The organism is Haloflavibacter putidus (assembly GCF_006546625.1).
Taxonomy (GTDB): Bacteria; Bacteroidota; Bacteroidia; order Flavobacteriales; family Flavobacteriaceae; genus Mesonia; species Mesonia putida.
In genome coordinates this window covers 75,296-102,272 of the sequence record NZ_VIAR01000012.1, presented here as the reverse complement: position 1 = coordinate 102,272, position 26,977 = coordinate 75,296, and the positions used below count along the sequence as shown (strand labels likewise).

The window sequence follows — 26,977 nt, the reverse complement described above, 5'->3', positions numbered from 1 at the left end:
GCTTTACCGCCACTACCGATGATATTTTATATATCCGGGTGGTGTATAACGAGACCAACTGTTACAATATGGGCAATATTGGTCAAGTACGTATCACGGTAAAACCAAGACCGGAGATAGCACAAACGCAATTTGCAGAAACCTTGTGCTCCGATGAGCCCGGGGGCGATACAGCGGTATACGATTTAAATGTATATACAGATGCTATTTTGGGTGATTTAGATCCGGCAGACTATACGGTATATTACTATGCCACTCAAGAAGATTACCAATTTGGTGGGGAGATAGAAGACCCGGCCAATTATACGGCAACCAATGGGCAGACAGTATATGCCGCAGTAATAGATCAAGCCACACTTTGTGAATCTGCTCAACCGGCAGAGATTAACTTTGAAATAAACGAACAACCGGTAGTAGATATAAGCGACCAAGATGGAATAATTTGCGTAGGCGATCCCGATGTTACCGGAGCAGATTACAGTCCAATAACAATAGCCACAGGCTTAGACCCGGCTATATATAACTTTAGTTGGAGTTTAAATGGCAGCACGCTAGCGGGAGAAACTGACAGCAGTATAACGATAGACCCGGCAGCACCCGGTAATTATGGTCCCGGCACCTATACGGTAACGGTAACCAATGCAGCAAGTGGCTGTAGCAATAGCAGTAGTGCTACCTTGAGTGGCAGTAGTGCCCCAACTTTCTCGTTAGAACGCCTGAATTTAGGTTTTGATGAAGAACACGCCATCCGGGTGTACAATGTAGAAGGTAGTGGCAGTTATGAATTTAGGTTGGATAACGGTCCTTGGATAACTTACGATAACGAAGCCGGGGAATTGCTTTTTGAAGATGTAGATCCCGGAGAGCATACCGTTTACGGAAGGGATACCGGCGGTTGTGGCGTTAGGGCACAAACCATTTTATTTATCGATTACCCGGATTTCTTTACCCCTAACGAAGACGGTTATAACGATACCTGGAACATAATTGGCTTAGGCCCATTAAACCAAGGCGCGAAGATATTTATCTTTGACCGTTACGGTAAATTGCTTAAGCAAATCAGTCCGCAAGGACCAGGATGGGATGGCACTTACAACGGCAACCCGTTGCCCTCTACCGATTATTGGTTTAGGATAGAATATGTAGAAACCTTAAACGATGGCAGCGTAGTGCCAAGGGAGTTTAAAGGTAACTTTACCTTAAAACGATAACCGAAGTTTATAATACTCGAAAAGCAAACCGGTTTTGTTAGATGCAAAACCGGTTTGCTTTTTTTATAGCGAAAGAAAATAGGCAAAAGACAAATCGAGGTTTACTCTAAAATTGACGGATAAAATTTGTAATTTTGCAACATGGAATTTTCTTCAAAGTTATTAGAAAATGCAGTGCAAGAAATGGCGCAGTTACCGGGAATAGGAAAACGCACCGCACTGCGGTTAGTACTACATATATTAAATCGGCCGCAGAGCCAAACTACCAATCTAGCGAAAGCTTTGGTAGATTTAAGAACCGAAATTAAATTCTGTAAAAACTGTCATAATATTAGTGATCAAGACCTTTGTCAAATATGTTCAAACCCAAACAGAGAACAAAGTTTGGTTTGTGTAGTAGAAGATATTCGGGATGTAATGGCTATAGAAAATACTAGTCAATACAAAGGACATTATCACGTTCTTAACGGTAAAATAAGTCCGATGGACGGCATTGGCCCGGACGATCTAAATATAGAAAGTCTGGTTGCTAAAGTAAAAGAAGGTAAAATAAACGAAATTATTTTTGCGCTTAGCAGCACAATGGAAGGTGATACTACCAATTTTTATATTTTCAAACAATTAAAAAACCACTCGCTTACCATGTCTACTATTGCGCGCGGAATTGGAGTAGGGGACGAGCTCGAGTATGCCGATGAAATCACTTTAGGAAGAAGTATTTTAAACAGAATTCCTTTTGAAAATTCCTTAAAGAGTTAAGAGTGGAGCTTTCGGTAATCATATTAAATTACAAAGTACCTTACTATTTGCTTCAATGCGTAGATAGCGTAACTAAAGCGCTTACATCTATTGCCAGCGAAATAATTGTTGTGGATAATAATTCTGAAGATGAAAGTTGTCAGCTAATAAAAGATAATTTTCCGCACGTTAAGGTACTCCAAAATAAAGAAAATCTTGGCTTTGCAAGAGGTAATAATATTGGTATAAAAGAAGCACGTGGTAAATTTATATGTTTGTTAAACCCAGATACGATAGTTTCTAAAAATACCTTTTCTAATCTTTTAAGCTTTGCTGATAAAAAAAATGATTTTGGAGCAATTGGTCCGAGACTTATAGATGGTACGGGGAATTTTTTACCAGAAAGCAAAAGATCTATCCCTACACCTTCTATTGCTTTTCAAAAATTAATAGGGGTTGGTAAAAATTATTACGCCCCAATGCATTTCGCTAAAAATGGTACAGTACCTATTTTGGTAGGAGCCTTTATGTTGATGCGTAAAGATAGATACTGGGAGGTAAACGGTTTAGACGAAGATTATTTTATGTATGGCGAAGACATAGATCTTAGTTATAAATTCATTAAAGCCGGTTATCAAAATTATTATGTGGGCTCTGAGATTGTTTTGCATTTTAAAGGAGAAAGCACTGCAAAAAATACGGTCTACAAGAAGCGTTTTTTCGATGCGATGCAAATTTTTTATCAAAAGCACTTTGCGCAACATTCTTTCCGTAAAGCTATGGTAAAAGCCGGATTAGCATTGGCAAAGAATTTTTATTTCCTTACGGAAAAAAAGAAAAACAAGACTACTTTCAAGCAAGTGTTATTAGTAGGAGGCAACTTTGATTTGCTTAACCAGCTTTCCAAAAAATATAAAGAACCAATACATTTAATAAATAAAAAACTGGTTACAAAAAAGAAATTTTCTAACAGTTTGTTTATTTTTATCTCCGAAAATGTTTCTTATAAAGAAATTTTTTATATTATGGGAGTGCAGAAAAACAAAAATAATTTTTTCCGAATTAAACCCGGGAAATTTAATTTTATAATTGGTAGCGACTCCAATACAGCAAAAGGAGAAGTTTTTAAATTATAAAATTTTGAAAAATAACTATCAAAAGACGTGTTTTTTGATTAAATTCGCAAGCGAAAATTAAAATATAACCCTTAGGTTAACGATATGGCAAAATTTGAACTAAAATTACCCCAAATGGGAGAAAGTGTTGCAGAAGCAACCATTACCAACTGGCTAAAAGAGGTTGGAGACACCATAGAAGAAGATGAAGCGGTATTAGAAATAGCTACAGACAAAGTAGATAGTGAGGTGCCAAGCGAGGTTGAAGGTGTTTTAAAAGAAAAACTTTTTGATGTAGATGATGTAGTACAAGTAGGCCAAACCATTGCAATTATAGAAACCGAAGCAGAAGTAAGTCAAGAAAACGAAGCTCCTGCACAAGAATCTGCAAATGTTGCCGCTGTAGAAGATAGCGTTACACAAGCCAAAGAAACTGCCAATAAAAATATAGATTTCGCAGACTCCAATAGATTTTATTCGCCTTTAGTAAAAAACATTGCAAAAGAAGAAAATATTGAGTTAGCAGAGTTAGAAAGTATTGAAGGTAGCGGTAAAGATGGCCGTGTAACCAAAAACGATATTTTGGCTTATGTGGAAAACAGATCTAGTGAGCAAAAAGAGCCACAAAAAACTGCTTCCGCAACTTCAGCGAAACCTGCTGCTGCGCCAAAACAACCTTCTACGCCGGTAAATGTAAATGCAGAAGATGAAGTGTTAGAAATGTCTCGTATGGGTAAAATGATTTCGCATCATATGGTTAATAGCGTTCAAACTGCTGCTCACGTACAGTCGTTTATTGAAGTAGACGTAACAAAAATCTGGAATTGGCGTAATAAAGTTAAAAAATCTTACCAAGAAAGAGAAGGTGAAAAAATAACCTTTACCCCTATCTTTATGGAAGCAGTGGCAAAGGCTATTAAAGATTTTCCTATGATTAATATTTCTGTAGACGGCGATAAAATTATAAAGAGAAAAAATATTAATTTAGGAATGGCAGCTGCCTTACCTGACGGAAATTTAATTGTTCCTGTTATTAAAAATGCAGATCAACTTAATTTGGTAGGTTTGTCTAAAAAAGTTAACGATTTGGCACAACGTGCCAGAGGTGGTAAACTAAAACCAGATGACACACAAGGTGGGACTTATACCGTGACTAATGTTGGTACTTTTGGCAGTGTTTTGGGTACACCAATTATCAATCAGCCGCAAGTAGGTATTTTGGCCTTAGGAGCTATTAGAAAAGTTCCTGCGGTGGTAGAAACTCCAGAAGGCGATTTTATTGGTATAAGACAAAAAATGTTCTTGTCGCACAGTTATGACCATCGTGTGGTAAATGGAGCGCTTGGCGGGCAATTTGTACAACGAGTTGCGCAATATTTAGAAGCTTTTGACGAAAATCGTTCCATTTAAAAACTAGCAGAAATAAAGAAATAAAAAACGCCCGCTTTTGCGGGCGTTTTTTTGGTTGGTTATTTAAGCTTTAGCCCATTTCCAAAAATATACTTAAGTAAATGGCTGTTAATAAAGGCTTAAAATTATAAAAAAAATTTAAATAGCATAAACTTTTCAATAAAAAATTAGTTACGCTACCTTTGCAGCAAATTCTATTATGATGAAATTAGAGCTTAGTAAACCTATCTGTTTTTTTGATTTGGAAACCACGGGTACCAATATTGCTAAAGATCGTATTGTTGAAATTGCGATTTTAAAAGTTTATCCAAATTCCAATAAAGAAAGTTTTACCTGGCGTGTAAATCCCGAAATGAAAATTCCTGAAGAAGTAATCAAAATTCACGGTATTTCTAATGAAGATGTTGCCAAGGAACCTTCTTTTAAAGAATTAGCACCTAAAATCTATCAAATGATTAAAGGTTGCGATTTGGCCGGGTATAATTCTAACCGATTTGATATTCCGCTTTTAGCGGAAGAATTTTTGCGCGCAGACATAGATTTTGATATAAAGAATGCCGTTGCTATAGATGTGCAAACTATTTTTCATAAAAAAGAAAAACGCACCTTAGAGGCTGCCTATAAATTTTATTGTGATAAAGATCTGTTAGATGCCCACAGCGCAGAGGCAGATACCAACGCAACCTACGAAGTATTAAAGTCGCAGTTAGACCGTTATCCAGATTTAAAAAACGATACAAAATGGCTGGCAGAATTTAGCGCACATAAGAAATTTGCAGATTTTGCAGGCTTAATCGCATATAATAAAGCGGGACAAGAAGTTTTTTCTTTTGGAAAACATCGTGGTAAGCTTGTAGAAAAAGTGCTAGAGGCCGAGCCTGGTTATTATGGTTGGATACAAAATGCAGATTTTCCTTTATATACCAAAAAAGTACTTACGGCCATAAAACTTAGAAAACTTACAGAGAAATTAAATTAAGCCTTCTCTATGAAAATAATTTGTGTAGGAAGAAATTATACAGAACATATTACTGAATTAAAAAATGAAAAACCGGAGCATCCGGTTTTGTTTTGCAAACCAGATACTGCCATAATTCTCAAAAACCAACCCTTTTTTGTTCCAGATTTTTCTAATAATGTTCATTATGAAGTAGAAATTTTGGTAAAAATTAAAAAAGTAGGGAAGCATATTCAAGAAAAATTTGCGTCAAAATATTATGACGAGATAGGTTTGGGAGTAGATTTTACTGCGCGCGATTTACAGCAGGAACTTAAAGAGAAAGGATTACCTTGGGAAAAAGCAAAATCCTTTGACGGTTCTGCATTAATTGGTAGGAAGTGGATAGACAAAAATGACTTCAAAACGGTTGATAATATTGGCTTTTCCTTACAGAAAAACGATAAAATTGTACAATCATCGAATAGTTCCTATATGTTATGGAAAATAGACGCTTTAATTGCGTATATTTCAACGTATTTTACTCTAAAAATAGGAGATATTATCTTTACCGGAACCCCAAACGGCGTTGGAAAACTAGCCCCGGAAGATAATCTAAAAGGGTTTATAGGTAAACAAGAGATTTTTAACATTAATATCAAGTAATGAAAAAGTACGATTTGACCAACCTTCGTCAAATGGCAAGTGGCGATGAAGAATTTTTTATCGAAATGTTGAGGACTTTTGTGCAAGAACTTCCAGAAGATGTTCAGGCTATGAACCAGGCGGTAGAAAATCATAATCCGCAACTTACTTTTCAAATCGCACATAAGATGAAGCCCAATTTGCAAATGTTTGGGCTAGATCTTTCAGAAGAAGTTAAAAAACTAGAGCATTGGTCTAAAGACAAAAGTACTAAAGAAGAAATCTTACCGGAGGCAAAGAAAATTTCCGACACCGTTTTGCACGTTTGCCAAGAAATCAAAGAAGACTACAATATATAAAGTATGCAAGCAGAAATTATCACTATCGGCGATGAGATTCTCATTGGTCAGATTGTAGATACCAATTCCGCTTTTATCGCTACAGAATTAAATAAAATAGGTGTAGAAGTACAACAAATAACTTCTATAAGCGATCAAGCCGAGCAGATTATAAGTAGCTTAGAAGAAGCACGAAAAAGATCAGAAATTGTTATTATTACTGGCGGCTTAGGACCAACTAACGATGATATTACCAAACATACACTAACTGCTTATTTTAAAGATGAGTTAATAAAACATCCTAAAATAGAAAGGCATATAGAAGAGCTTTTTGAAAAACACATACAAACCCCAATTTCCAATCTAAACCGACAACAAGCTTTATTGCCAAGCAAGGCAATTGCATTACACAATGCTTATGGTACTGCCCCGGGAATGTGGATAGAAGAAAATAATACTGTTTTTATATCCTTACCCGGCGTGCCTTACGAGATGAAAGCTTTGTTGCAAAAAGAAGTGCTGCCAAAAATTACAGATAGATTTAACCGCCCATTTATTTTACATAAAACAGTGTTAACCTATGGTTTAGGAGAAAGCGCTATTGCCCAAAAAATAGAAAGTTGGGAGAAAAATTTACCTTCTTTTATAAAACTTGCTTATTTGCCAAATGTAGGTAAGGTAAGATTGCGCTTAAGTGCCAGAGGCCCAGAAGAAGAAGTATTACAGCAAGAATTAGAGAAGCAAATAAAAGATTTACATACTTATATTGGTGATATTATTAAAGGTTATGAAGAAGAAGCCAGTATAGAAGAGCAAATAGGTAATAAGCTAACCACTTTACAACAGAGTATCGCAACGGCAGAAAGTTGTACAGGTGGGAGGTTGGCTGCTAAATTTTCGGCCATTCCGGGTTCTTCTAATTATTTTCGTGGTGGTTTTGTAACTTATGCTACGCAATCTAAAACACAGATTTTAGGCATCTCACCAGAATTTATAAAAAAACACTCGGTTGTAAGTGCTGCAATTACCAAAAAAATGGCAGAACGTGCAAAAACAATTTTAAATACAGATTTTGCTATAGCCACCACCGGTAATGCGGGACCAACAAAAGGAGATAGCGATGCCGAAATCGGGACAGTGTATATTGCAATTGCAACTCCTTTAGAGACAAAAGAATATGCTTTTAATTTTGGGCAGCCCAGAGAAAAAGTAACGCAAAAAGCCGTGAATAAAAGTTTAGAGCTGCTTTATGATATTTTAATTAAATAAAATAAACTGTTTATAAAATTTGTTTTCATAATAAAAAAATCGTTAATTTGCAGCCTGTTTTGAAATAACGAGAAAAGATTAGAAAAAATGTCAAGAGTTTGTGAACTTACGGGAAAAAAAGCAATGGTAGGAAATAATGTTTCTCACGCCATGAATAAAACAAAGCGTAAATTTAAAGCTAATTTAGTGAAAAAGCGCTTTTACCTTCCAGAAGAAGATAAGTGGATTACTTTAAAAGTCTCTACTTCTGCTTTAAAAAATATTAATAAAAAAGGAATCTCTGCCGTGATTAAGGAGGCTAGAGAGAATGGTTTCTTAAAAAAGTAATCAAACCCTGAAATACCTATAAGAAATGGCAAAGAAAGGAAATAGAGTACAAGTAATACTAGAGTGTACAGAGCACAAAGCTACCGGCAAACCGGGTACTTCTAGATATATTACCACCAAAAACAAAAAAAACACACCGGATAGAATGGAGTTGAAAAAATTTAACCCTATTCTTAATAAAATGACGGTTCATAAAGAAATAAAGTAATAAGTTATGGCAAAGAAATCGGTAGCAACCTTACAAACAGGATCTAAAAGACTTACAAAAGCCATAAAAATGGTAAAGTCTGAAAAAACAGGTGCATATACTTTTGTAGAGCAAATTATGGCACCAGAACAAGTAAACGACTTTCTTAACGAGAAATAATTACGTAAAATCTATATAAAAGCCGTCTCGAATTTTTTTCGGGACGGCTTTTTGTTTTTATGTATATTTGTAGCTGATTTTAAGGAATTGTAAAATTCTAAACTATAAATGCTAGCCACCACTAACTACGTCTAAAATATGAGTTTATTTAAAAAAATTTTTTCAAAAGAAAAGAAAGAAACATTAGATAAAGGTTTAGAAAAATCTAAATCTAATTTTTTTGGTAAATTAAGTAAAGCCGTTGCCGGAAAATCTAAAGTAGACGATGAAGTCTTAGACGATTTAGAAGAAGTTCTGGTAAGCAGCGATGTAGGTGTTACAACCACCATTAAAATTATAAACCGTATAGAAGAACGTGTAGCAAAAGATAAATACTTAGGTACCGGAGAACTCGATAAAATTCTAAAAGAAGAAATTGCAGGTTTACTCAGCGAAACTGGAAGTGGTGAAGCCGCACAGTTTAATTTACCGGATAAAAAACCATATGTAATAATGGTTGTGGGTGTTAATGGGGTTGGCAAAACCACCACTATTGGTAAGTTAGCTTACCAATTTAAAAAACAAGGTAAAAAAGTTGTTCTTGGCGCTGCAGATACTTTTAGAGCGGCTGCTATAGACCAAATTCAGATTTGGGCAGATCGGGTAGACGTACCAATGGTAAAACAAAAAATGGGTAGCGATCCTGCTTCGGTAGCTTATGATACCGTGCAAAGCGCCATAAAACAGGATGCAGATGTCGTGATTATAGATACCGCAGGTAGATTGCACAACAAAGTGAATTTAATGAACGAGCTGAGCAAAATAAAACGGGTAATGCAAAAAGTAGTTCCCGATGTGCCGGACGAAGTTTTATTGGTTTTAGATGGTTCTACCGGTCAAAATGCTTTTGAGCAAGCCAAACAATTTACTGCTGCTACAGAGGTTACTTCTTTGGCGGTAACCAAATTAGACGGTACAGCAAAGGGCGGCGTTGTAATTGGTATTAGCGATCAGTTTCAAATTCCCGTAAAATATATAGGCGTTGGCGAAGGTATAGAAGATTTACAGGTGTTCAATAAAATAGAATTTGTAGATTCTTTCTTTAAACAAACTTCTTAATGCAAGATTCTCAACCACACGCCAAGCCTTTTTCAGCAGAAAATACAAAATCTGTAATTTGTAAAATCATCTTTTTTTATAGCGTTTTCTATGTAATCATGAAAATCATTGCCATTTTTAAAGGCTCTTGGTTAGTGCCAAACCTAATCTTGTGCATACCTTTTTTGGTGTTTGCAGGCTTGGGTTTTAAAATGACAAAATCTAAAAATTATTCTTGGCTTTACGTTATTGCCGGTGCTTTAGTAATCTCTTTTGTTCGTTATTACGAAATAGATTTAATGCAATACCTGCAAGAAGAATTCGCTTAAATATTCTATTGTCTTAAGCTTCTTTTTGTCCTTTACGGATAAAATAGCGGCAATTTCCTATTTTCCGACAAAACCTTAGTATCTTTGCACACATTTTCAAAAACTTATGCGTACAAAATCTTTAAAGAAAAATAAAATAAATGTTGTAACCTTAGGTTGCAGTAAAAATTTATACGATTCCGAAGTCTTGATGGGGCAATTAAAAGCCAACAAGAAAGAAGTAGTGCACGAGCAGGAAGGTAACGTTGTAGTTATAAACACCTGCGGTTTTATAGATAATGCCAAAGAACAATCTGTAAATACTATTTTAGATTTTGTACAAAAGAAGGAAGAAGGCATAGTAGATAAAGTTTTTGTAACCGGTTGTCTTTCTGAAAGATATAAACCAGATTTGGTGGAAGAAATTCCTAATGTAGATCAATATTTTGGTACTACAGAATTGCCTGCGCTTTTAAAAGCTTTGGGTGCCGACTATAAACACGAGCTTTTAGGTGAAAGAATTACCACCACGCCAAAAAATTATGCCTTTTTAAAAATAGCCGAAGGTTGCGATAGACCTTGTTCCTTTTGCGCTATTCCACTTATGCGTGGCGGGCATAAATCTACGCCAATTGAGCAGTTAGTAAAAGAAGCAAAAGGTTTGGCAAAAGAAGGCGTTAAAGAATTAATTTTAATTGCCCAAGATTTAACTTATTACGGCTTAGATATTTACAAAAAACGTGCTTTGGCAGATTTACTAAAAGAGCTGGTAAAAGTAGAAGGCATAGAGTGGATAAGGTTACATTATGCTTTCCCAACCGGATTTCCGGTAGATGTGTTAGATGTGATTAAACAAGAACCAAAGGTTTGTAATTATATCGACATCCCGTTGCAACATATTTCAGACGATTTGTTAAAATCTATGCGTCGCGGTACTACCCATAAAAAAACCACAGATCTTATTTATAAATTCCGAGAAATCGTGCCAGAAATGGCCATTCGCACCACCTTAATTGTTGGTTATCCCGGCGAAACCCAAGAACATTTTGAAGAATTAAAGGCTTGGGTAAAAGAAATGCGTTTTGAGCGTTTGGGGTGCTTTACCTACTCGCACGAAGAAAACACGCACGCCTATAATCTGGAGGACGATGTGCCGGAAGACGTAAAACAAGAACGTGCCAATGAGATTATGGAAATTCAATCGCAGATTTCGTGGGAATTAAACCAGCAAAAAATAGGCAAAACGTTTAAATGTGTTATCGATAGAAAAGAAGGAAACTATTTTGTGGGAAGAACCGAGTTTGACTCCCCCGATGTAGATAACGAAGTCTTGATAGACGCTACAAAACACTACTTAAAAACAGGAGATTTTACGCAAATTAGAATCACCGAAGCTGCAGATTTTGATTTATATGGTGAGCCGGTTGCATAATTTTTTCATAGAATTAAATTGAATTTCTGCTCTAATATATTTTATAAAAATTTTTGATATTACGGTCGTAGCCGAAATTAATGTCTTAAGGCTAAGCTAAATCAGTTTTACCGAAATTCATTTGCCAGATTTTCTTCCGTAAAGTCAAAAGTCTTTAACTAAAAATTAGTAGAAAAAACCTAAGACAAACGTATCTTTGTTAATCTAAGATTTTCAATTTTATGGCCGACTGTATTTCTTACAAAGACACGAATTATTTTTCGAAACTTATTCTGGATTATTTAGAAGAAAAACATGAGTTACAAGGTTTTTATGCCAACTACCCCAAGCTAGAAAATTTTAAAAAACAACTCGCCGCCAAAAAAGAAAATTATACTACCCAAACAAGAAAAGTTTTAGTAGATAGTTTAACAGCGCAATATGCCAATACCAATATCTCCCTAAAAACTGCCGAAAATCTAAAATTTTTAGAGCAAGAAAACACGTTTACTATTACAACCGGACACCAATTAAATTTGTTTACCGGTCCGTTATATTTTTTATATAAAATTGTTTCTACCATAAATCTGACCAAAGAATTAGCAAAAAATTATCCCGACTATAATTTTGTACCCGTTTTCTGGATGGCTAGCGAAGACCACGATTTTGAGGAGATTAATTTTTTTAATTTTAAAGAAGATAAAATTCAGTGGCAAACCAATCAAAAAGGGGCTGTTGGCAGGTTTACTACCAAAGGTTTAGATAAGGTTTTTAAAAACTTTTCGAAAAATTTAGATGCTTCCAAAAATGCCGAAAAATTAAAAACTTTATTTAAAGAAGCTTATTTAAATCACGATAATTTAGCTCAAGCCACCCGGTTTATAGCCAATTCTTTATTTGGCAAGCAAGGTTTGATAATTATAGACGGAGACGATAAAGCTCTTAAAAAAGAGTTTGCGCCCCATTTAAAAATGGAATTGGAGCAACAAAATGCTTTTCAGCAAATAAATAAAACTTCTAGAGCTTTAGAAGAAAAAGGATACCATAAACAGGTAAATCCGCGTGAGATTAATCTGTTTTATGTAGAAGAAGCTTTGCGCGAGCGCATAGTAAAAAGAGAAGATAAATATTTTGTAAAAAATACAGAGCTTTCCTTTACGGAAGAAGAAATGCAGGAAGAACTCGAGCAACACCCCGATCGTTTTTCGCCAAATGCCGTAATGCGTCCGTTATACCAAGAATTCATTTTGCCAAACCTATGTTATATTGGGGGGGGCGGCGAGTTGGCGTATTGGTTACAATTAAAAAGCTATTTTGAAAATAGCAATGTTGTTTTTCCTACTTTACTTTTGCGCAATTCGGCTTTATTAATTTCCGAAAAGCAAGTAAAAAAACTGGAAAAGCTTTCGCTAAACGCATTTGATTTATTCCAGTCGCAAGAAAAACTCTTAGAACAAAAAACCAAAGAGGTATCTTCAGTAAATATAGATTTTTCTACGCAAAAAGAACATCTAAAAAAACAGTTTGAAAATTTATACAAACTAGCAGAAAAAACCGACAAATCTTTTTACGGCGCGGTTGCTGCACAAGAACAAAAGCAGATAAATGGCCTGGCGCACCTAGAGAAACGTTTGCTAAAAGCGCAGAAACGCAGATTAAAGCAAGAATTGGCGCGAGTTACCAAATTACAAGAACAATTATTTCCAAATCAAAACCTACAAGAGCGCGAACTTAATTTTACCCAGTTTTACGAAAAAAGCGGCGACGTTCTACTCACACAATTATTTCGAGAATTACAGCCCTTAGAGCAAAAATTTTGTATTCTTAATTTGGCTTATTAAAAATTAGTTTTTTATGAAAAGTATGCACGCCTTAGATATCGAAACCGTAGAAATGACTTTCGATATAATGAAATACGCTATTAACAGAATTTCCAATACAGAGCCAGAGCTTGGCCATCCTAAAAAAGAAACAGACCTAATGAAAATGGTTGGAGAAACCATTACAAAAGAAGGTATTGGTGGCGAAAAAGCTTTTGAACTTTTTAGAGATGTATTGGCAAAAGCAACTGTTCCAGTAGATCATCCGAGGCACTTAGCCTTTGTGCCGGCCGCCCCAACCAGAGCGGCAATACTTTTTGATTTGGTAACGTCTGCTGCAAGTGTGCACGGCGCCTATTGGATGACCGGTGCTGGCGGGATTTTTTGTGAAAATCAAGCTATGAAATGGTTGGTCTCGCTTACCGGTTTGCCCGAAAAAGCTTTTGGCGTTTTTACCAGTGGCGGCACGGCGGCAAACCTTTCGGCAATGATTACAGCAAGAGAATATTGGCGTGAACTAAACGATGAAAATAAAGCTTATAAAGGCCTTATTATTACTTCTAGCGGAGCGCATTCTTCCATAAAATCTATGGCAAATGTAATAGATGCAGACCTTATTTTGGTAGACGACGATGACGAAGACAGATTAACCGGAGAATGGCTGCAAAAGAAAATTAATCAATTAAGTTTTACAGATAGAAAACGTCTGTTTGCCGTGGTTGCCACCGGTGGTACAACCAATGCGGGAATTATAGACGATTTAGAAAGCGTAGCAGATGTTTGCGAAAAAGAAAAATTGTGGTTTCACGTAGACGCAGCTTATGGTGGTGGCGCACTGGCAGCACCATCGGTTAGACATTTGTTTAACGGCATAGAACGCGCAGATAGCATTACCATAGATCCGCATAAATGGCTGTTTTCTCCGTACGATTGCGGCGCAATTATTTATAAAAATATAGAATTGGCAAAAAATGCGCACTCACAAAAAGGAGCTTATTTAGACATTTTCAAAGACGAAGGAGCGCAAGGTTTTAATCCGGCAGATTATCAAATACAATTAACAAGACGCTTACGCGGATTACCACTTTGGTTTTCTTTAGCTATGCACGGAACAGAAAAATATGCACAAGCCATAGAACGCGGATTGGAATTGGCACAAATTGCCGCCGAAAAAATAAAAACCCGCGATTACTTAGAATTAATACGCGATCCAGGTTTATCTTGCGTTTTGTTTAAAAGAAAAGGCTGGCAACCAGATGATTATATAGATTGGACATATACCAATCACCAAGCCGGTTTTGCTTTGGTTACCCCAACAAAATGGACAAAAAATGGTCATTCGGAAACCGCTGCGCGTTTTTGCTTTATTAACCCCGATACTAACGAAAAAGATATTGAAGAGATTTTGGTCACTATGCAATAAAAAACAGTCTATTTTAAACCGATTATGAATTGAGGTTTCGGTAAAAAATTATCTTTTCAAAACCTGCAATCTTGATGCAAATTATTACTTTTGTCTATGCAAAATAACGTACTCATATTAGATTTTGGTTCACAATATACGCAGCTTATTGCGCGTAGAGTGAGAGAGCTCAACATTTATTGCGAAATTCATCCCTTTAATAAAATTCCAGAAAAACCGGAAAATTTTAAAGCTATAATATTATCGGGAAGTCCTTTTTCCGTAAGGGCAGAAAACGCACCAAATCCAGACTTATCCAAGCTTAGGGGCAAAGTGCCTATTTTGGCAGTTTGTTACGGCGCGCAATATTTGGCGCATCATAACGGCGGAAAAATTGAAGCTTCTAAAATAAGAGAATTTGGTCGAGCCAATCTTTCGGTAATTAAAGATCAGGAAGTTTTATTTGAGGAAATTACAGAAAATTCGCAAGTCTGGATGTCGCATAGCGATACCATAAAACAATTGCCGCACAACAGTGTACGTTTAGCAAGCACCCAAGATGTTTTGAATGCCGCTTACCGTTTTGAAAACGAAGATACCTACGCGCTTCAATTTCATCCAGAGGTATATCATTCTACAGATGGTAAACAATTATTAGAAAACTTTTTGGTGAAAATTTGCCAGGTTAAGCAAAATTGGACACCGGAAGCTTTTGTAGATATGACAGTAGCCGATTTAAAAAAGCAAATTGGCGATGAAAAAGTTGTTTTAGGACTTAGCGGCGGCGTAGACTCTACCGTAGCAGCAGTTTTACTACATAAAGCAATAGGGAAAAACTTATATTGCATTTTTGTAAACAACGGTTTACTGCGCAAAAATGAATTTGATAGCGTTTTAGACCAATATAAAGATATGGGGCTCAACGTAAAAGGCGTAGGTGCGTCTGAAAGATTTTTAAAAGAATTGGCCGGCGTTAGCGATCCCGAAGAGAAACGAAAAGCCATAGGCAAAGTTTTTATTGAAGTTTTTGACGATGAAGCCCATGCACTCACAGACGTAAAATTCTTGGCACAAGGAACAATTTATCCAGACGTGATAGAATCTATTTCGGTAGCCGGACCTTCAGCTACCATAAAATCACATCATAATGTAGGCGGTTTACCAGATTTTATGAAATTAAAAGTGGTAGAACCTTTACGGATGTTGTTTAAAGACGAGGTAAGAAGAGTAGGAAAAGAAATGGGTATAGATCCTGAACTTTTAGGTAGACATCCATTTCCGGGACCTGGTTTGGCCATTAGGATTTTAGGAGAAATTACTGCGGAAAAAGTGAAGGTTTTACAAGAAGTAGATCACATATTTATACAAGGTTTAAAAGATTGGATGTTGTATGACAAGGTTTGGCAGGCCGGCGCTATTTTACTGCCTGTTAGCTCTGTTGGCGTAATGGGAGACGAACGTACTTACGAAAAAGTTGTAGCCTTACGGGCAGTAGAATCTACAGATGGGATGACAGCAGATTGGGTAGATTTGCCGTATGATTTTTTACAGAAAACTTCTAATACTATAATAAATAGGGTAAAAGGCGTTAATAGAGTAGTGTACGATATTAGTTCAAAACCGCCTGCTACCATAGAGTGGGAATAAACTTATTATTATGAAAAAGATACTTTTAGTAGTTTTTGTTAGTTGCTTTATGTCTAATCTTATGGCAGCACAAAACTATAAAATACATCGTGCTCAAGAGGGAGAAACTTTACAAAGCATAGCAAATGATTACGATGTATCGCTACAAGCTTTAAAAAAAATGAATCCCGATGCTAAAAATGCGAACCTGGGTTCTGCTTTATTGGTAATTCCATTTGGGGAAACCCCAGACGGCGAAGCCAGTTCCGGACTTGTACGCTTTAAAGAATATAAAGTAGAAAAGAAAGAAACCTTATACAGTTTGGCGCGCGAACACGATATTTCTGTAGAAGATTTAAAAAAATATAATACTTATTTGTACAAAGAAGAATTGGGTGAGAACGATATAATTCGTATCCCGATTTTTAGTAAAAGGAATCAAGTAGATTATAATAGCTCTGTACAAAATTCTACGTTTAAAAACCTTAAACACATTGTTCTACCCAAAGAAACCAAATACAGAATTAGTAAAAAATATGGTATCACGGTAGAAAAGTTAGAAGAATTGAACCCAATGGTTGGTACTTTACAACCCGGGCAAATTTTAAATGTGACCAATCCTAAAGCAGAGAAAGCTAAAGAAAAAGAAGACGATTTTATAGAATACGAAGTACAACCTAAAGAAACTTTTTATAGCCTTACCAGAAGATTTAATATCACCAAAGAAGAGTTAGAATATCTAAATCCGGTCTTAAAACGAGAAGGTTTAGAAGCCGGAATGGTACTACAAATTCCTAATCCAGAGGCAGATGATAACGATTTAAGCGCAGCGGATGAACGTGAAAAAATTAAATTAGAAAAGTACATTACGCATCGCAATACCAAGAATATTGCAATTATGTTGCCTTTTAATTTAGATAAGTTTGCAAGAGACTCTATCAATAAACAAGAGCAGCTAAAAAATGACAAGGTTTTAAGAATTTCACTTGATTTTTATAGTGGCGTTTTGGCAGCTATAGATTCCGTAAAGAGTATGGGTATTCCCGTTAAAGCGGAAGTTTTTGATACCCGTCAAAGTAAAAAAGCTGTTGCAGATTTATTACAAACTAAAAACTTCAGTAAATTTCAAGCGGTTATAGGTCCTTTACTTTCAAATAATTTAGAGTTTGTCTCGCAGAAATTAGCTGAAGCGGAAGTTCCGGTATTTTCGCCGCTTACCGATGGTGAATTAAGCGGAAAAGAAAACTTATTTCAGTCCAGGCCTTCTTCCATTATAATGGAAAAAACCTTGATAACTTATATAGATAGCCTAAAACAAGGAAAAAATATTATTATTCTTACAGATGCTAAACATAGCTATTTAAAGAGTAAATTATCGTATACTTTTCCGCAAGCCAAAGTAGTGCAACAAGCAAAAGAAGATTATTTGCAGCGCGGCGATTTAACAAAGTTATTAAGCGAAGATGCAGAAAATTGGATTATTATAGAAGCAGACGATTTTGCCTTAATAAGCAACGCAACTTCTTACTTAAATGCGCTTTCACGTACCTATAATATACGTTTGTTTACTTCTAATAAAAGCGACCCGTATCAAAACGAGATTTCTAGCGAGTATTTAAGCAACCTAAAGTTTACCTATGCTTCTATTGCTAAAGAATACAACGTGGTAGATGCAGATAGTTTTGTGAGTAGGTATGTAGAAAATTACGGAATTTCGCCAAGTAAATATGCTGTAAGAGGTTTTGATATAACCTACGATATTTTATTACGTTTGGCAGTAGAAGACGATATTTATAAAAGCTTAGAGAAAAAAGGCATTACAGAGTATGTAGAAAACAAATTTAGCTACCATAAAAAGATTATTGGCGGTTATTATAACGATGCAGTTTACCTGATGCAATACGATAAAGATTTAGAATTAAAAGTGCTAAATTAATGATTACAGCAAAAGCAACTTACGTAGGAAATCTACGTGTAGAAAACTTGCATATTAAGAGTAACACCAAGTATTTTACAGATGCACCGACAGATAATCATGGCAAAGGAGAAGCTTTTTCTCCTACAGATACGGTTGCAACGGCTTTAGCAAATTGCATGCTTACCGTTATGGGAATTAAAGCCGAACAATTACAGGTAGAGCTTAAAAACACCTATGCAGAAGTAACTAAAACCATGGCTTCTAACCCCAGAAGAATTTCTAAAGTAGAAGTGAAAATTCATTTCCCGAAAGTTTTTGACGACAAAACCACCCAAATCTTAGAAAAAACCGCAAAAACTTGTCCGGTTCTGCAAAGCTTACATCCCGATATGCAAAAGGATATTGAATTTATTTATCCCGCTAAATAGTTTTCTGTAAAGAGAGAATTATATTTTTTTTGAGTGGTAATATTTGATAAGCGTTTGTAAAGTATTTTTTAACTAGAAATTCTCTATCCAGTTTATTATTCTACCGAAATTGGATATTTTAAATTTTTCTTTTTCCGAAATCTTGTCGTCAAATTCAATCTCTTTCCATTCTTCATTATAATACCTTCGTATCATTTTCCTATTTTTAAAATTGTACGCAACTGCTCTTTTAAAGAGTAGAAACTTCTTTTTTTACCGCTTCAAATTCTGCCACAATTTCTTTTACGATTTCGGCAGCTGGTTTAATTTCGTTTATAAGTCCGCTAATCTGACCTATTTCTAGTTCGCCTTCTTCCAAATCTCCTTCAAACATTCCTTTTTTGGCTCGGGCGCGACCTAGTAGTGTGGTCAAATCTTCTTTGGTTGGTTGCTTGGTATACAACTCCATCACATCTTGAAAGAATTTATTTTTTAGCATACGAACCGGCGCTAATTCTTTTAAGGTTAATTGCGTGTCTCCTTCTTTGGAGTCTACCACCATTTCTTTAAAGTTTTGGTGCGAAGAAGCTTCGTTACTCGCAACAAACCTACTGCCAATTTGCACGGCATCTGCACCTAAAACCATTGCAGCCAACATTCCGCGACCGGTGGCTACGCCTCCTGCAGCAATAAGCGGAATTTCTAGTTGTTCTTTTACCATTGGTATAAGTGTAAAAGTGGTAGTTTCTTCTCTCCCGTTATGCCCGCCAGCCTCAAAACCTTCGGCTACGACCGCATCTACACCCGCAGCTTCTGCTTTTAAAGCAAATTTTACACTGCTTACTACGTGCACAACTTTTATATTGTTTTCTTTTAAAATTGGCGTCCAGGTTTTAGGATTTCCGGCAGAAGTGAAAACAATTTCTACGCCTTCTTCTATAATAATTTCCATTATTTTTTCTAGGTCAGGGTAGAGCATTGGCACGTTTACTCCAAATGGTTTGCTGGTAGCTTTTTTACATTTTTGTATATGCTCGCGCAAAATATCTGGATACATAGAGCCGGCACCAATTATGCCTAAACCGCCTGCGTTACTAACGGTGCTAGCCAGTTTCCATCCGCTGGCCCAAATCATTCCTGCTTGAATAAGTGGATATTCTATGTTAAATAGCTGTGTAATTCTGTTGTTTGTCATGAACAAAAATTAAAATTTAAGTACTTTATCAAATTTACGAAATTACTCCCGATCCCAATAATTCTTCGCCATCGTACCAAGCTACAAATTGTCCTTCTGTAATGGCGGTTTGTTTGTTTTCAAAAATTACGTAAAGCGCTTTTTCAGTTTGGTGTAGTTTTGCATCTTCCAAAGGTTGGCGGTAACGTATTCTTGCTTGTATGGCAAGTTCTTGACCAGGCTCTAAAGTCAAGTCTTCGCGCACCCAATGTACTTCGTCGTTGTTTACTTTGAGTCCTTGGCGCAATAAACCGGGATGGTTTTTACCTTGTCCGGCATAAATTATATTTTTATCTACATCGGTTTCCAAAACAAAAAGCGGTTCCGGCGTTCCGCCAACGGCAAGACCTTTACGTTGTCCTTTGGTAAAGAAATGTGCACCGTGGTGTTCACCTACTTTTTTACCCAGTTGCGGAGAATAGGTATGTTTTTTACTGGCTGCTTTTAAAAACGAAACCTTATCACCGTTTATTTGCGCAACTTTATCTATCAAAATTTCACTTTGCGGAATTTCTATAATATCGCCGGTTTTGGGTTTTAATTTTTGTTGTAGAAAATCTGGCAAACGTACTTTACCAATAAAGCAAAGTCCTTGCGAGTCTTTTTTATCTGCCGTAACCAAGTTTTGTTGGGTGGCAATTTCGCGCACTTCACTTTTTTGCAATTCTCCTATAGGAAACAAGGTTTTTGCTAACTGCGCTTGCGAAAGCTGACAAAGAAAATAAGACTGATCTTTATTTTTATCTTTTCCGGCCAAAAGCCTGTAAACTGTTTTATTATTAATAGTTGTTTCGGCTTTTCTGCAATAATGCCCGGTAGCAACATAATCTGCTCCTAACGAAAGGGCGATTTTCATAAAAACATCAAATTTTATTTCACGATTGCAAAGTACATCGGGGTTTGGGGTACGGCCTTTTTCGTATTCGTTAAACATATAATCTACGATACGTTCTTTATATTCTTCGCTCAAATCTACCGTTTGAAAAGGAATATTCAGTTTATCTGCCACCAACATAGCGTCGTTACTATCGTCTAACCACGGGCATTCGTCGCTAATGGTTACGCTATCGTCGTGCCAGTTTTTCATAAACAAACCTATTACTTCAAAGCCTTGTTTTTTTAGCAAATAGGCTGTTACGCTAGAATCTACGCCACCACTTAGACCAACTACTACTCTTTTTTTCTTCACGCTGTTTTTTTTGCAAAATTAAACAATAAAATCTGCTTTACGGATGTTGCTCCGTCTCTTCTATATTACCATTTTTATAATATTTCCAGGTGCCGGTTTTTAAACCGTTTTTATAATTGCCTTCGGTTTTTAAATTGCCGTTTGCATCGTAGATTTTTACCGGTCCGTGAAATTTGCCATTTTTATAGGTGTACTCCTGAATAAGCTGCCCGTTTTTTCCGTAAACAAAATTTTTACCGTCGGCTTTACCTTTTGAGAAATGTTGCTTTTCTGCCACTTTGCCATTAGGGAAATAAATTTCTTTCCAACCGGCTAACAAATCATTTTCATAATTTTCTAGCATCATAAGCTGCTGATTATTCTTATGGTAGTAGCGCCATTTTCCCTCTTTTTTTCTGCCAATCATTTTGCCCTCACTTACCAATTTGCCTTTTGGCGTATAAAACTTTACGGAAATACTATCTGACTTTGGTAAATAGGTTTTGGTTGCCAGCGGATGTTTATCGCTGCTTTTATCGTAAAACTTAAAGGTGCCAACTTCTTTACCGTGCTCAAACTGCCCTTTATACCTAATCTTACCGGTATTTTCATAATTTTTCTGCCATTTGCCGTGTCTACGGTTTTGCGCATCGTGTGCATTAATTTGCGCATTTATAATGAGAGGAAAGCTTATCGCAACAAAGAATATTGCAAGAGTTTTTATATTATACATAGGTTGTTTTGTATCTTTAAAATATAGTTTACTTTAGCATTAAAACTTTTAAGAATGAATTTTATTTCAAGATTTGCAAAGATACTAACAATTAGTTTGCCAGTTTTATTCTTTATTGGCTGCGCAAACGACGATGATAATGATAATATAATAGAGGGCACCAATTCTATTGTAAATTATATGGATAAAAATCCGCGTTTTGCTCGTTTTTCAAAAGCGGTCGATAAGGTAGGACTTACCAATACTTTAGACGGAAACTCCGGGACTTATACTTTTTTTGCGCCCAACAATCAAGCCGTAGAAGCTTTTTTACAAACTGTCAATTTAGATTCTTTAGGGCAATTGCCAAACGCTCAATTAGAAAAATTAGTAAAAAATCACATTTTAGAAACACTAAATCCGGCGGCTTCATTTAATACGGGGTATTATAAAACAATGGCCAGTATTGCTGTAACAGATAGTACTACTTCAAATTTAAATGTTTATATAAATACTCAGGAAAATTTGCGAATTAATGGTGCGAGTGAAATTATTTTTGCAGATGTAGAAACAGATAATGGTATTTTTCACGAAGTAAACCAACTTATTAAACCGGCTTTTTTAGCAACTTTTTTAGAAGTAGATAATAACTTAAATGCTTTTTACCAAAACATAAGCAGTTCAGAAATAGAACCTACTTTTTTAAATAGTTTGCAAGATTCTACCAGTTTAAAAACAGTTTTTGTACCTAATGCCACTGCTGTGGAAGCTTTTAATCAAAATGCACCTACTAGTTCAGAGAGTTTAGAAGCAATTTATGCTTATCATTTATTGGATGAATTTCAACTCTCTACAGATTTTAGAACTGGTTATTTTGCTTCCGTTGTAACGGAAAATTTTACGGGAAATTCTTATCCAATTAGTCGATATATCAATACAGAAATAGGTTTAAAAATAAATGGCCAAAGCAATGTGGTTGTAAATGACATTGTGGCTTTAAACGGAGTAATGCATGTGACCGATGCTGTTTTAAAATTGCCAAGCTTAACTACTTTTTTAAAAGCAGATATGCAATTGCAAACCTTAACCGAAGCTATAAACAGAGACGACCAGAGTCCAGAAGCTTTCTTTGCTTTGCTTGCACAAAACAATTTGGCTTCCAGCCAAGCGCCATTTACACTTTTTGCACCTACAGATAATGCTTTTGAAGAAGTGTTGGCAGAATTGTATCCAGAGCAAACGGCTACTATAGAAGATATTCCGGGAGATTCTTTAACCAATATCTTAAAATTGCACATAATTCCGGAAAGTAATTTACAGTCTTCAACTTTTACAGATCAAACTTTAAGCAGTTTATCTGGGCAAGTAATTTTAGATGCAAACCAAGAAACTTTGGTAGATCCGGTAGAAAGAACGGCAGAAATTGAAACGATAGATGTACAAGCAACTAATGGTGTTTTACAAAAATTGCTGAAGGTTTTGCTACCGTAATGACTTGTAAAATTGTAATATGGCAAAAATTTCACAGTAATTATAGTAAGATTAACTTTTGTTCAAGCTAGAAATTTTGTTCATCTTTTATATTTGTATCTTAAACAAAAACAAGATGAACATGAGATTTATTTCAAAACTAACACGAAACATTTCGGTGTTGTTTTTAGCTACTGGGTTTTTAGTTGCCTGTAGTGATGACGATGACACTGTTGCACCAACACAACCTCCGGTAGGAAATTCCATTGAAGATTTTGTAGAAGATAACGCAGATTATTCTACGTTAGACCTAGCTTTAGAAATTACCGGTTTGGACGAAACTTTAGATCAAAACGGTACTTTTACTGTTTTTGCTCCTAACAACGATGCTTTTTCGGCCTTTTTGTTAGAAAACGGCTTTGAGAATTTGAATGCTATCCCAACCGAAACGCTAAAACGTTACTTATTAAACCACGTTTTAGGTTCAGAATTAAACTCTGGCAGTTTAACTTCTGGCTACGTAAGTACATTGGCAACTAAAGAAGGAACCGATGCTAATTTGAGCCTTTTAGTAGATACCGACAACGGCGTTATGCTAAACGGTTTTTCTACCGTAACCACAGCAGATATAGAAACCGATAATGGTATAATTCACGCAGTAGATAAAGTAATACCTTTACCAACTTTGGCAACATTTGCTGCAAACGATTCTAATTTGTCTACTTTATTAACTGCATTAACAGACGAGAACAATACTACAGACTTTGTTGGCGTTGCGGCAAACACAGCTACAGATTTAACTGTATTTGCTCCAACCAATGCCGCTTTTGAAAGCTTTTTAACGGAAGCTGGTATAGGTTTAGGAGATGTTAGTGGTGCTGCTTTAGACAATTTATTACGAAATCATCTCTTGCTTAATGCTGCTGTAATGGCTACAGATATTGAGAATGGTTATGTAAAAACAGAAGCTACTTTTGCAGATACATCTAATAAATTAAGTTTATACCTTAATACAGATAACGGCGTAATGCTTAACGGTAACGCAACTGTAGAACTGGCAGATATTATGGCTATTAATGGTGTGATGCATAAAGTAAGTGCTGTTGTAGATTTACCCAAAGTAACTACATTTGCTACGGCAGATCCTACTTTTGAAGTATTAGAAACTGCGTTGACCAGAGAAGAAGACTATACTTTTATAGAAACCTTATCTACCCCTAACGGTCCTTCTCCTGCACCATTTACAGTATTTGCGCCAACTAACGATGCTTTTGCAGATTTATTGGCAGAGTTAGAAGTAAATGATTTAAACGCCATTGATGCTGCTACATTAGCAGCTACTTTAAACATGCACGTAATGGCAGAAAATAATATCACTGCAGAAGATCTTTCTAACGGTCCACTTACTACTTTGGGCGGAGCAGTTAGTATTGATGCAGATGCCGGTACAATTACAGATGCAAACGGAAGAACAAGCACAATTATCGTAACAGATGTACAGGCTGCAAACGGTGTTGTACACGCCATAGATAAAGTTCTTTTACCGGAATAAGTAAACTAAAATACTTTAGTTGATTTAACAACTCCGATCTTCTTATAAGGTCGGAGTTTTTAGTTCTTGAAATTGTTTTATATAATAATTAACTGCAACAAGAATGCGTTTTTAACTTTTCGGAAGGATATTTTTATCTGGAATGATCGAAATTGCTATGTTAAAAAAAAGCAGTATTTTTCCTTTACGGAATTTATCTGAACCGACTTTAGAAGAGAACAAAACAAAGTGTAGTTAACTGTTTTAAATTTTCCCTTTACGGATTTAAAAGTTGACGGTCGTTGCATTATTAACAAAACGATTTAACTTGCAATACATTTTTATCTTTATAAATTACTAAAGATTAAAGAAAACATTGGCCTATGTCAAATTAATTATTGCAATTCTACTAGGAGGTTTACTTTCCATAAAGTCTAGCATAAAACATTACTTAGTTGGTTTTCTGCTTTTAAATTTCGCTCTAAAACGCAGCAAAAGACTTGCTCTTGGTAACTATAAAAAAGAAAGCTCCAATATACCATAAAAAAACCTGTCGGTAAAGACAGGTTTCTAAACATTTGCTTCTTGGTGTAAGACTTATTTCTTTTTTTGTTGTTTTTCTGCTTCTTCCATCATTTCCTGGAATTTTCTTGCAAACTTACCTTTCTTCTTCTTAGGCTTCTTTTTATTGGCTTGAATTTTTGCGTGAATTTTATCTTCATCAATAATAAAATTCTTTATCGCCAACATAATACCAATAGTAATCAAGTTAGAAGTAAGATAATATAAAGATAAACCACTGGCAAAATTATTAAAGAAAACAAGCATAAACAATGGCGACAGATACATAATAAACTTCATATTTGGCATTCCAGGCTGTTGCACTTGCTGCATACTCTGGCCGGTTGTCATCATCATATAAATAAAGATGGCAATAGAGGCTAAGATAGGAAACAGGCTCACGTGGTCTCCATAAAAAGGTATGGTAAACGGCAACTCTGCAATTACATCATAACTAGACAAATCTTCTGCCCATAAAAAGCTTTTTCCGCGCAATTCAAAAACGCTAGGAAAGAAATTGAACAAAGCATAAAACACAGGAATTTGCAACAAAGCAGGAATACAACCGCTCATAGGGCTGGCGCCGGCTTTAGAATACAGCTTCATCGTTTCTTGCTGCTTCTTCATTGCATTGTCTTTGTACTTCTCGTTAAGCTCGTTTATTTCCGGGCGTAAAACTTTCATTTTAGCCTGCGATACATATTGTTTGTATTGTACCGGAGAGAGTAACAACTTTATGGCAATAGTTAAGAAAATAATTGCGATTCCTGCTGGCAAGAAACCAGATAACAAGTTGAAAAACGGAATGATAAAATATTTGTTTATCCAGCCAAAAATTCCCCATCCCAATGGCACAATTTCGTCTAAATTATACGGATAATTGCTTAAAATTTTATAATCTGTTGGACCGTAATACCATTTTAAATTCTCGTTAAGTTCACCCCCTTTTAATTTTAAAGGAAGCGTACTGGCAAAATTCTTAGTGTATAAAGTGTCTACATCTTCATCTTGTACCAAATTTTCAGAAACAAATTTACCACGCTCAAACGGACTGTCGTTTAGCAAAATAGAAGTAAAAAAGTGTTGGCGGTAAGCAACCCAGGAAATATCTTTGTCTTCTTCTTCTGCGCGGTCACCTTGTCCAGTATAATCGTCTTTATCGCCTTCGTACTGCCAATTAATTTCGGTGTATTTATTTTCGTACGAAATACTTTTGGCGTGACGGTAACCTTTTAATTGCCAATCTAACTTAACATCATCTTGTAAAACCTTGTTTAAACCTTGCGAGCGTATGGTAAAATCTACCATATAATCTTCCGGTTTAATTTCATAGAGGTATTCTAAGTATTCGTTTTCCGAAACCTTAAGTTTCATAGAAAGCGTACTTACCCCGTTGTTTTGTTTTAAGCTTGGCGCAAAATAAAGGTCTTTGGTATTTAACGTGCGACCATCTGCAGTCGTGAAATTTAGGTTAAAAGTAGCATTATTGTTTTTTACCAGGTATATTGGTTCGCCTTGGTAATCTTGGTGTTGTTTTAGTTTTGCTTCTACAATTTGTCCTCCTTTATTACTTACTTTTAGTTCTAAAAGGTCGTTTTCTAAAACGCTTACATTTCCCTTTGCGGAAGCTAAAGTGCTAGAGTAACCAAATGCACCCAAATTAGCCTTTGCACGCTCTAAAGCCAAAGAATCGTCTGGGGTTAGGTTTTCCGGACTTTTTTGATTAGAAATTGGGGCAGCTTCTAAATCTTCTTTCGATACATTTTTCTGCGAAGCATCTGTTGCTTGTTCTGTAGTTTGCTGGTCTTGGGTTTCTGGGGTTGCATCTTGATTGGAATATAACATCCAGATTAAAATACCACCAATTAATACAAAACCTATTAAGGAGTTTAAATCAAATTTTTTGTTTTCCATAAAAGCATTTCTAAAAGGAAGTATTTTCCTTTTTAATTTATTCCGCGCAAAAGTCTCAAAA

At 35.8% G+C, this 26,977-nt stretch carries 26 protein-coding genes; 21 read left to right on the top strand and 5 right to left on the bottom strand.

Annotation, left to right across the window (positions count from 1 at the left end; genetic code table 11):
* The 19 genes from FKR84_RS11385 to FKR84_RS11295 form a co-directional block, all read left to right on the top strand.
* On the top strand, positions 1–1,211 hold a 1,211-nt coding region (locus FKR84_RS11385), incomplete at its 5' end, for a T9SS type B sorting domain-containing protein (protein WP_141422437.1).
* Between the two features lie 141 nt (positions 1,212–1,352).
* Positions 1,353–1,970, top strand: a complete 618-nt coding sequence (gene recR, locus FKR84_RS11380; RefSeq protein WP_141422436.1) for a recombination mediator RecR — start codon at positions 1,353–1,355, stop codon at positions 1,968–1,970.
* 2 nt (positions 1,971–1,972) lie between these two features.
* On the top strand, positions 1,973–3,085 hold the full coding sequence (locus FKR84_RS11375; RefSeq protein WP_141422435.1) for a glycosyltransferase family 2 protein: 1,113 nt from the start codon (positions 1,973–1,975) through the stop codon (positions 3,083–3,085).
* A gap of 84 nt (positions 3,086–3,169) precedes the next feature.
* Positions 3,170–4,474 (top strand): dihydrolipoamide acetyltransferase family protein, encoded by a 1,305-nt coding sequence (locus FKR84_RS11370; RefSeq protein ID WP_141422434.1) that lies wholly within the window; start codon positions 3,170–3,172, stop codon positions 4,472–4,474.
* A 202-nt stretch (positions 4,475–4,676) separates the two neighbouring features.
* Positions 4,677–5,453, top strand: a complete 777-nt coding sequence (locus FKR84_RS11365) for a 3'-5' exonuclease (protein ID WP_141422442.1) — start codon at positions 4,677–4,679, stop codon at positions 5,451–5,453.
* A 9-nt stretch (positions 5,454–5,462) separates the two neighbouring features.
* On the top strand, positions 5,463–6,077 hold the full coding sequence (locus FKR84_RS11360; RefSeq protein ID WP_141422433.1) for a fumarylacetoacetate hydrolase family protein: 615 nt from the start codon (positions 5,463–5,465) through the stop codon (positions 6,075–6,077).
* Positions 6,077–6,415, top strand: coding sequence for an Hpt domain-containing protein (locus FKR84_RS11355; RefSeq protein WP_141422432.1), 339 nt, complete (start codon positions 6,077–6,079; stop codon positions 6,413–6,415). The genes FKR84_RS11360 and FKR84_RS11355 overlap by 1 nt, the downstream gene beginning before the upstream one ends.
* Positions 6,416–6,418: 3 nt before the next feature.
* Complete coding sequence (locus FKR84_RS11350) at positions 6,419–7,663, top strand: competence/damage-inducible protein A (RefSeq protein ID WP_141422431.1); 1,245 nt, start codon at positions 6,419–6,421, stop codon at positions 7,661–7,663.
* An 87-nt stretch (positions 7,664–7,750) separates the two neighbouring features.
* A complete protein-coding gene (gene rpmB, locus FKR84_RS11345) occupies positions 7,751–7,990 on the top strand; it encodes a 50S ribosomal protein L28 (RefSeq protein ID WP_141422430.1) in 240 nt (79 codons plus the stop codon).
* Positions 7,991–8,015: 25 nt separating this feature from the next.
* Positions 8,016–8,198, top strand: coding sequence for a 50S ribosomal protein L33 (gene rpmG / locus FKR84_RS11340; RefSeq protein ID WP_141422429.1), 183 nt, complete (start codon positions 8,016–8,018; stop codon positions 8,196–8,198).
* 6 nt (positions 8,199–8,204) lie between these two features.
* Positions 8,205–8,357 (top strand): DUF4295 domain-containing protein, encoded by a 153-nt coding sequence (locus FKR84_RS11335; RefSeq protein ID WP_141422428.1) that lies wholly within the window; start codon positions 8,205–8,207, stop codon positions 8,355–8,357.
* 138 nt (positions 8,358–8,495) lie between these two features.
* Entirely contained in the window at positions 8,496–9,455 is a 960-nt protein-coding gene (gene ftsY / locus FKR84_RS11330; RefSeq protein WP_141422427.1) for a signal recognition particle-docking protein FtsY, read from the top strand.
* Positions 9,455–9,763, top strand: a complete 309-nt coding sequence (locus FKR84_RS11325) for a hypothetical protein (RefSeq protein ID WP_141422426.1) — start codon at positions 9,455–9,457, stop codon at positions 9,761–9,763. Before ftsY ends, FKR84_RS11325 begins: the two co-directional genes overlap by 1 nt.
* A gap of 106 nt (positions 9,764–9,869) precedes the next feature.
* Positions 9,870–11,174, top strand: a complete 1,305-nt coding sequence (gene rimO / locus FKR84_RS11320) for a 30S ribosomal protein S12 methylthiotransferase RimO (protein ID WP_141422425.1) — start codon at positions 9,870–9,872, stop codon at positions 11,172–11,174.
* Positions 11,175–11,395: 221 nt separating this feature from the next.
* Entirely contained in the window at positions 11,396–12,994 is a 1,599-nt protein-coding gene (bshC, locus tag FKR84_RS11315) for a bacillithiol biosynthesis cysteine-adding enzyme BshC (RefSeq protein ID WP_141422424.1), read from the top strand.
* Positions 12,995–13,007: 13 nt separating this feature from the next.
* Positions 13,008–14,396, top strand: coding sequence for a pyridoxal phosphate-dependent decarboxylase family protein (locus FKR84_RS11310; RefSeq protein ID WP_141422423.1), 1,389 nt, complete (start codon positions 13,008–13,010; stop codon positions 14,394–14,396).
* Between the two features lie 96 nt (positions 14,397–14,492).
* A complete protein-coding gene (gene guaA / locus FKR84_RS11305) occupies positions 14,493–16,022 on the top strand; it encodes a glutamine-hydrolyzing GMP synthase (RefSeq protein WP_141422422.1) in 1,530 nt (509 codons plus the stop codon).
* A gap of 10 nt (positions 16,023–16,032) precedes the next feature.
* A complete protein-coding gene (locus FKR84_RS11300) occupies positions 16,033–17,937 on the top strand; it encodes a LysM peptidoglycan-binding domain-containing protein (protein WP_141422421.1) in 1,905 nt (634 codons plus the stop codon).
* A 2-nt stretch (positions 17,938–17,939) separates the two neighbouring features.
* Positions 17,940–18,347 (top strand): OsmC family protein, encoded by a 408-nt coding sequence (locus FKR84_RS11295; RefSeq protein ID WP_141422441.1) that lies wholly within the window; start codon positions 17,940–17,942, stop codon positions 18,345–18,347.
* A gap of 72 nt (positions 18,348–18,419) precedes the next feature.
* On the opposite strand, the gene FKR84_RS11290 is transcribed toward FKR84_RS11295, so the two are convergent.
* From FKR84_RS11290 to FKR84_RS11275, 4 genes are read right to left on the bottom strand one after another with little or no spacing between them, the layout of a single operon-like run.
* Positions 18,420–18,542 (bottom strand): NUMOD4 domain-containing protein, encoded by a 123-nt coding sequence (locus FKR84_RS11290; RefSeq protein ID WP_233357755.1) that lies wholly within the window; start codon positions 18,540–18,542, stop codon positions 18,420–18,422.
* A 34-nt stretch (positions 18,543–18,576) separates the two neighbouring features.
* Positions 18,577–19,521, bottom strand: a complete 945-nt coding sequence (locus FKR84_RS11285; protein WP_141422420.1) for an NAD(P)H-dependent flavin oxidoreductase — start codon at positions 19,519–19,521, stop codon at positions 18,577–18,579.
* A gap of 34 nt (positions 19,522–19,555) precedes the next feature.
* Positions 19,556–20,749, bottom strand: coding sequence for a tRNA 2-thiouridine(34) synthase MnmA (gene mnmA / locus FKR84_RS11280; protein ID WP_141422419.1), 1,194 nt, complete (start codon positions 20,747–20,749; stop codon positions 19,556–19,558).
* Positions 20,750–20,786: 37 nt separating this feature from the next.
* A complete protein-coding gene (locus FKR84_RS11275; RefSeq protein ID WP_141422418.1) occupies positions 20,787–21,461 on the bottom strand; it encodes a toxin-antitoxin system YwqK family antitoxin in 675 nt (224 codons plus the stop codon).
* A gap of 54 nt (positions 21,462–21,515) precedes the next feature.
* Between FKR84_RS11275 and FKR84_RS11270 the strand changes: the two genes are divergently transcribed.
* Together FKR84_RS11270 and FKR84_RS11265 are read left to right on the top strand one after the other, a co-directional pair.
* Positions 21,516–22,931 carry a fasciclin domain-containing protein gene (locus FKR84_RS11270; RefSeq protein WP_141422417.1) on the top strand — a complete coding sequence of 472 codons (1,416 nt, stop codon included), beginning with the start codon at positions 21,516–21,518 and terminating at the stop codon, positions 22,929–22,931.
* Positions 22,932–23,052: 121 nt separating this feature from the next.
* Positions 23,053–24,462, top strand: a complete 1,410-nt coding sequence (locus FKR84_RS11265) for a fasciclin domain-containing protein (protein WP_141422416.1) — start codon at positions 23,053–23,055, stop codon at positions 24,460–24,462.
* A gap of 576 nt (positions 24,463–25,038) precedes the next feature.
* On the opposite strand, the gene yidC is transcribed toward FKR84_RS11265, so the two are convergent.
* A complete protein-coding gene (gene yidC, locus FKR84_RS11260) occupies positions 25,039–26,916 on the bottom strand; it encodes a membrane protein insertase YidC (protein WP_141422415.1) in 1,878 nt (625 codons plus the stop codon).
* Positions 26,917–26,977: the final 61 nt, after the last annotated feature.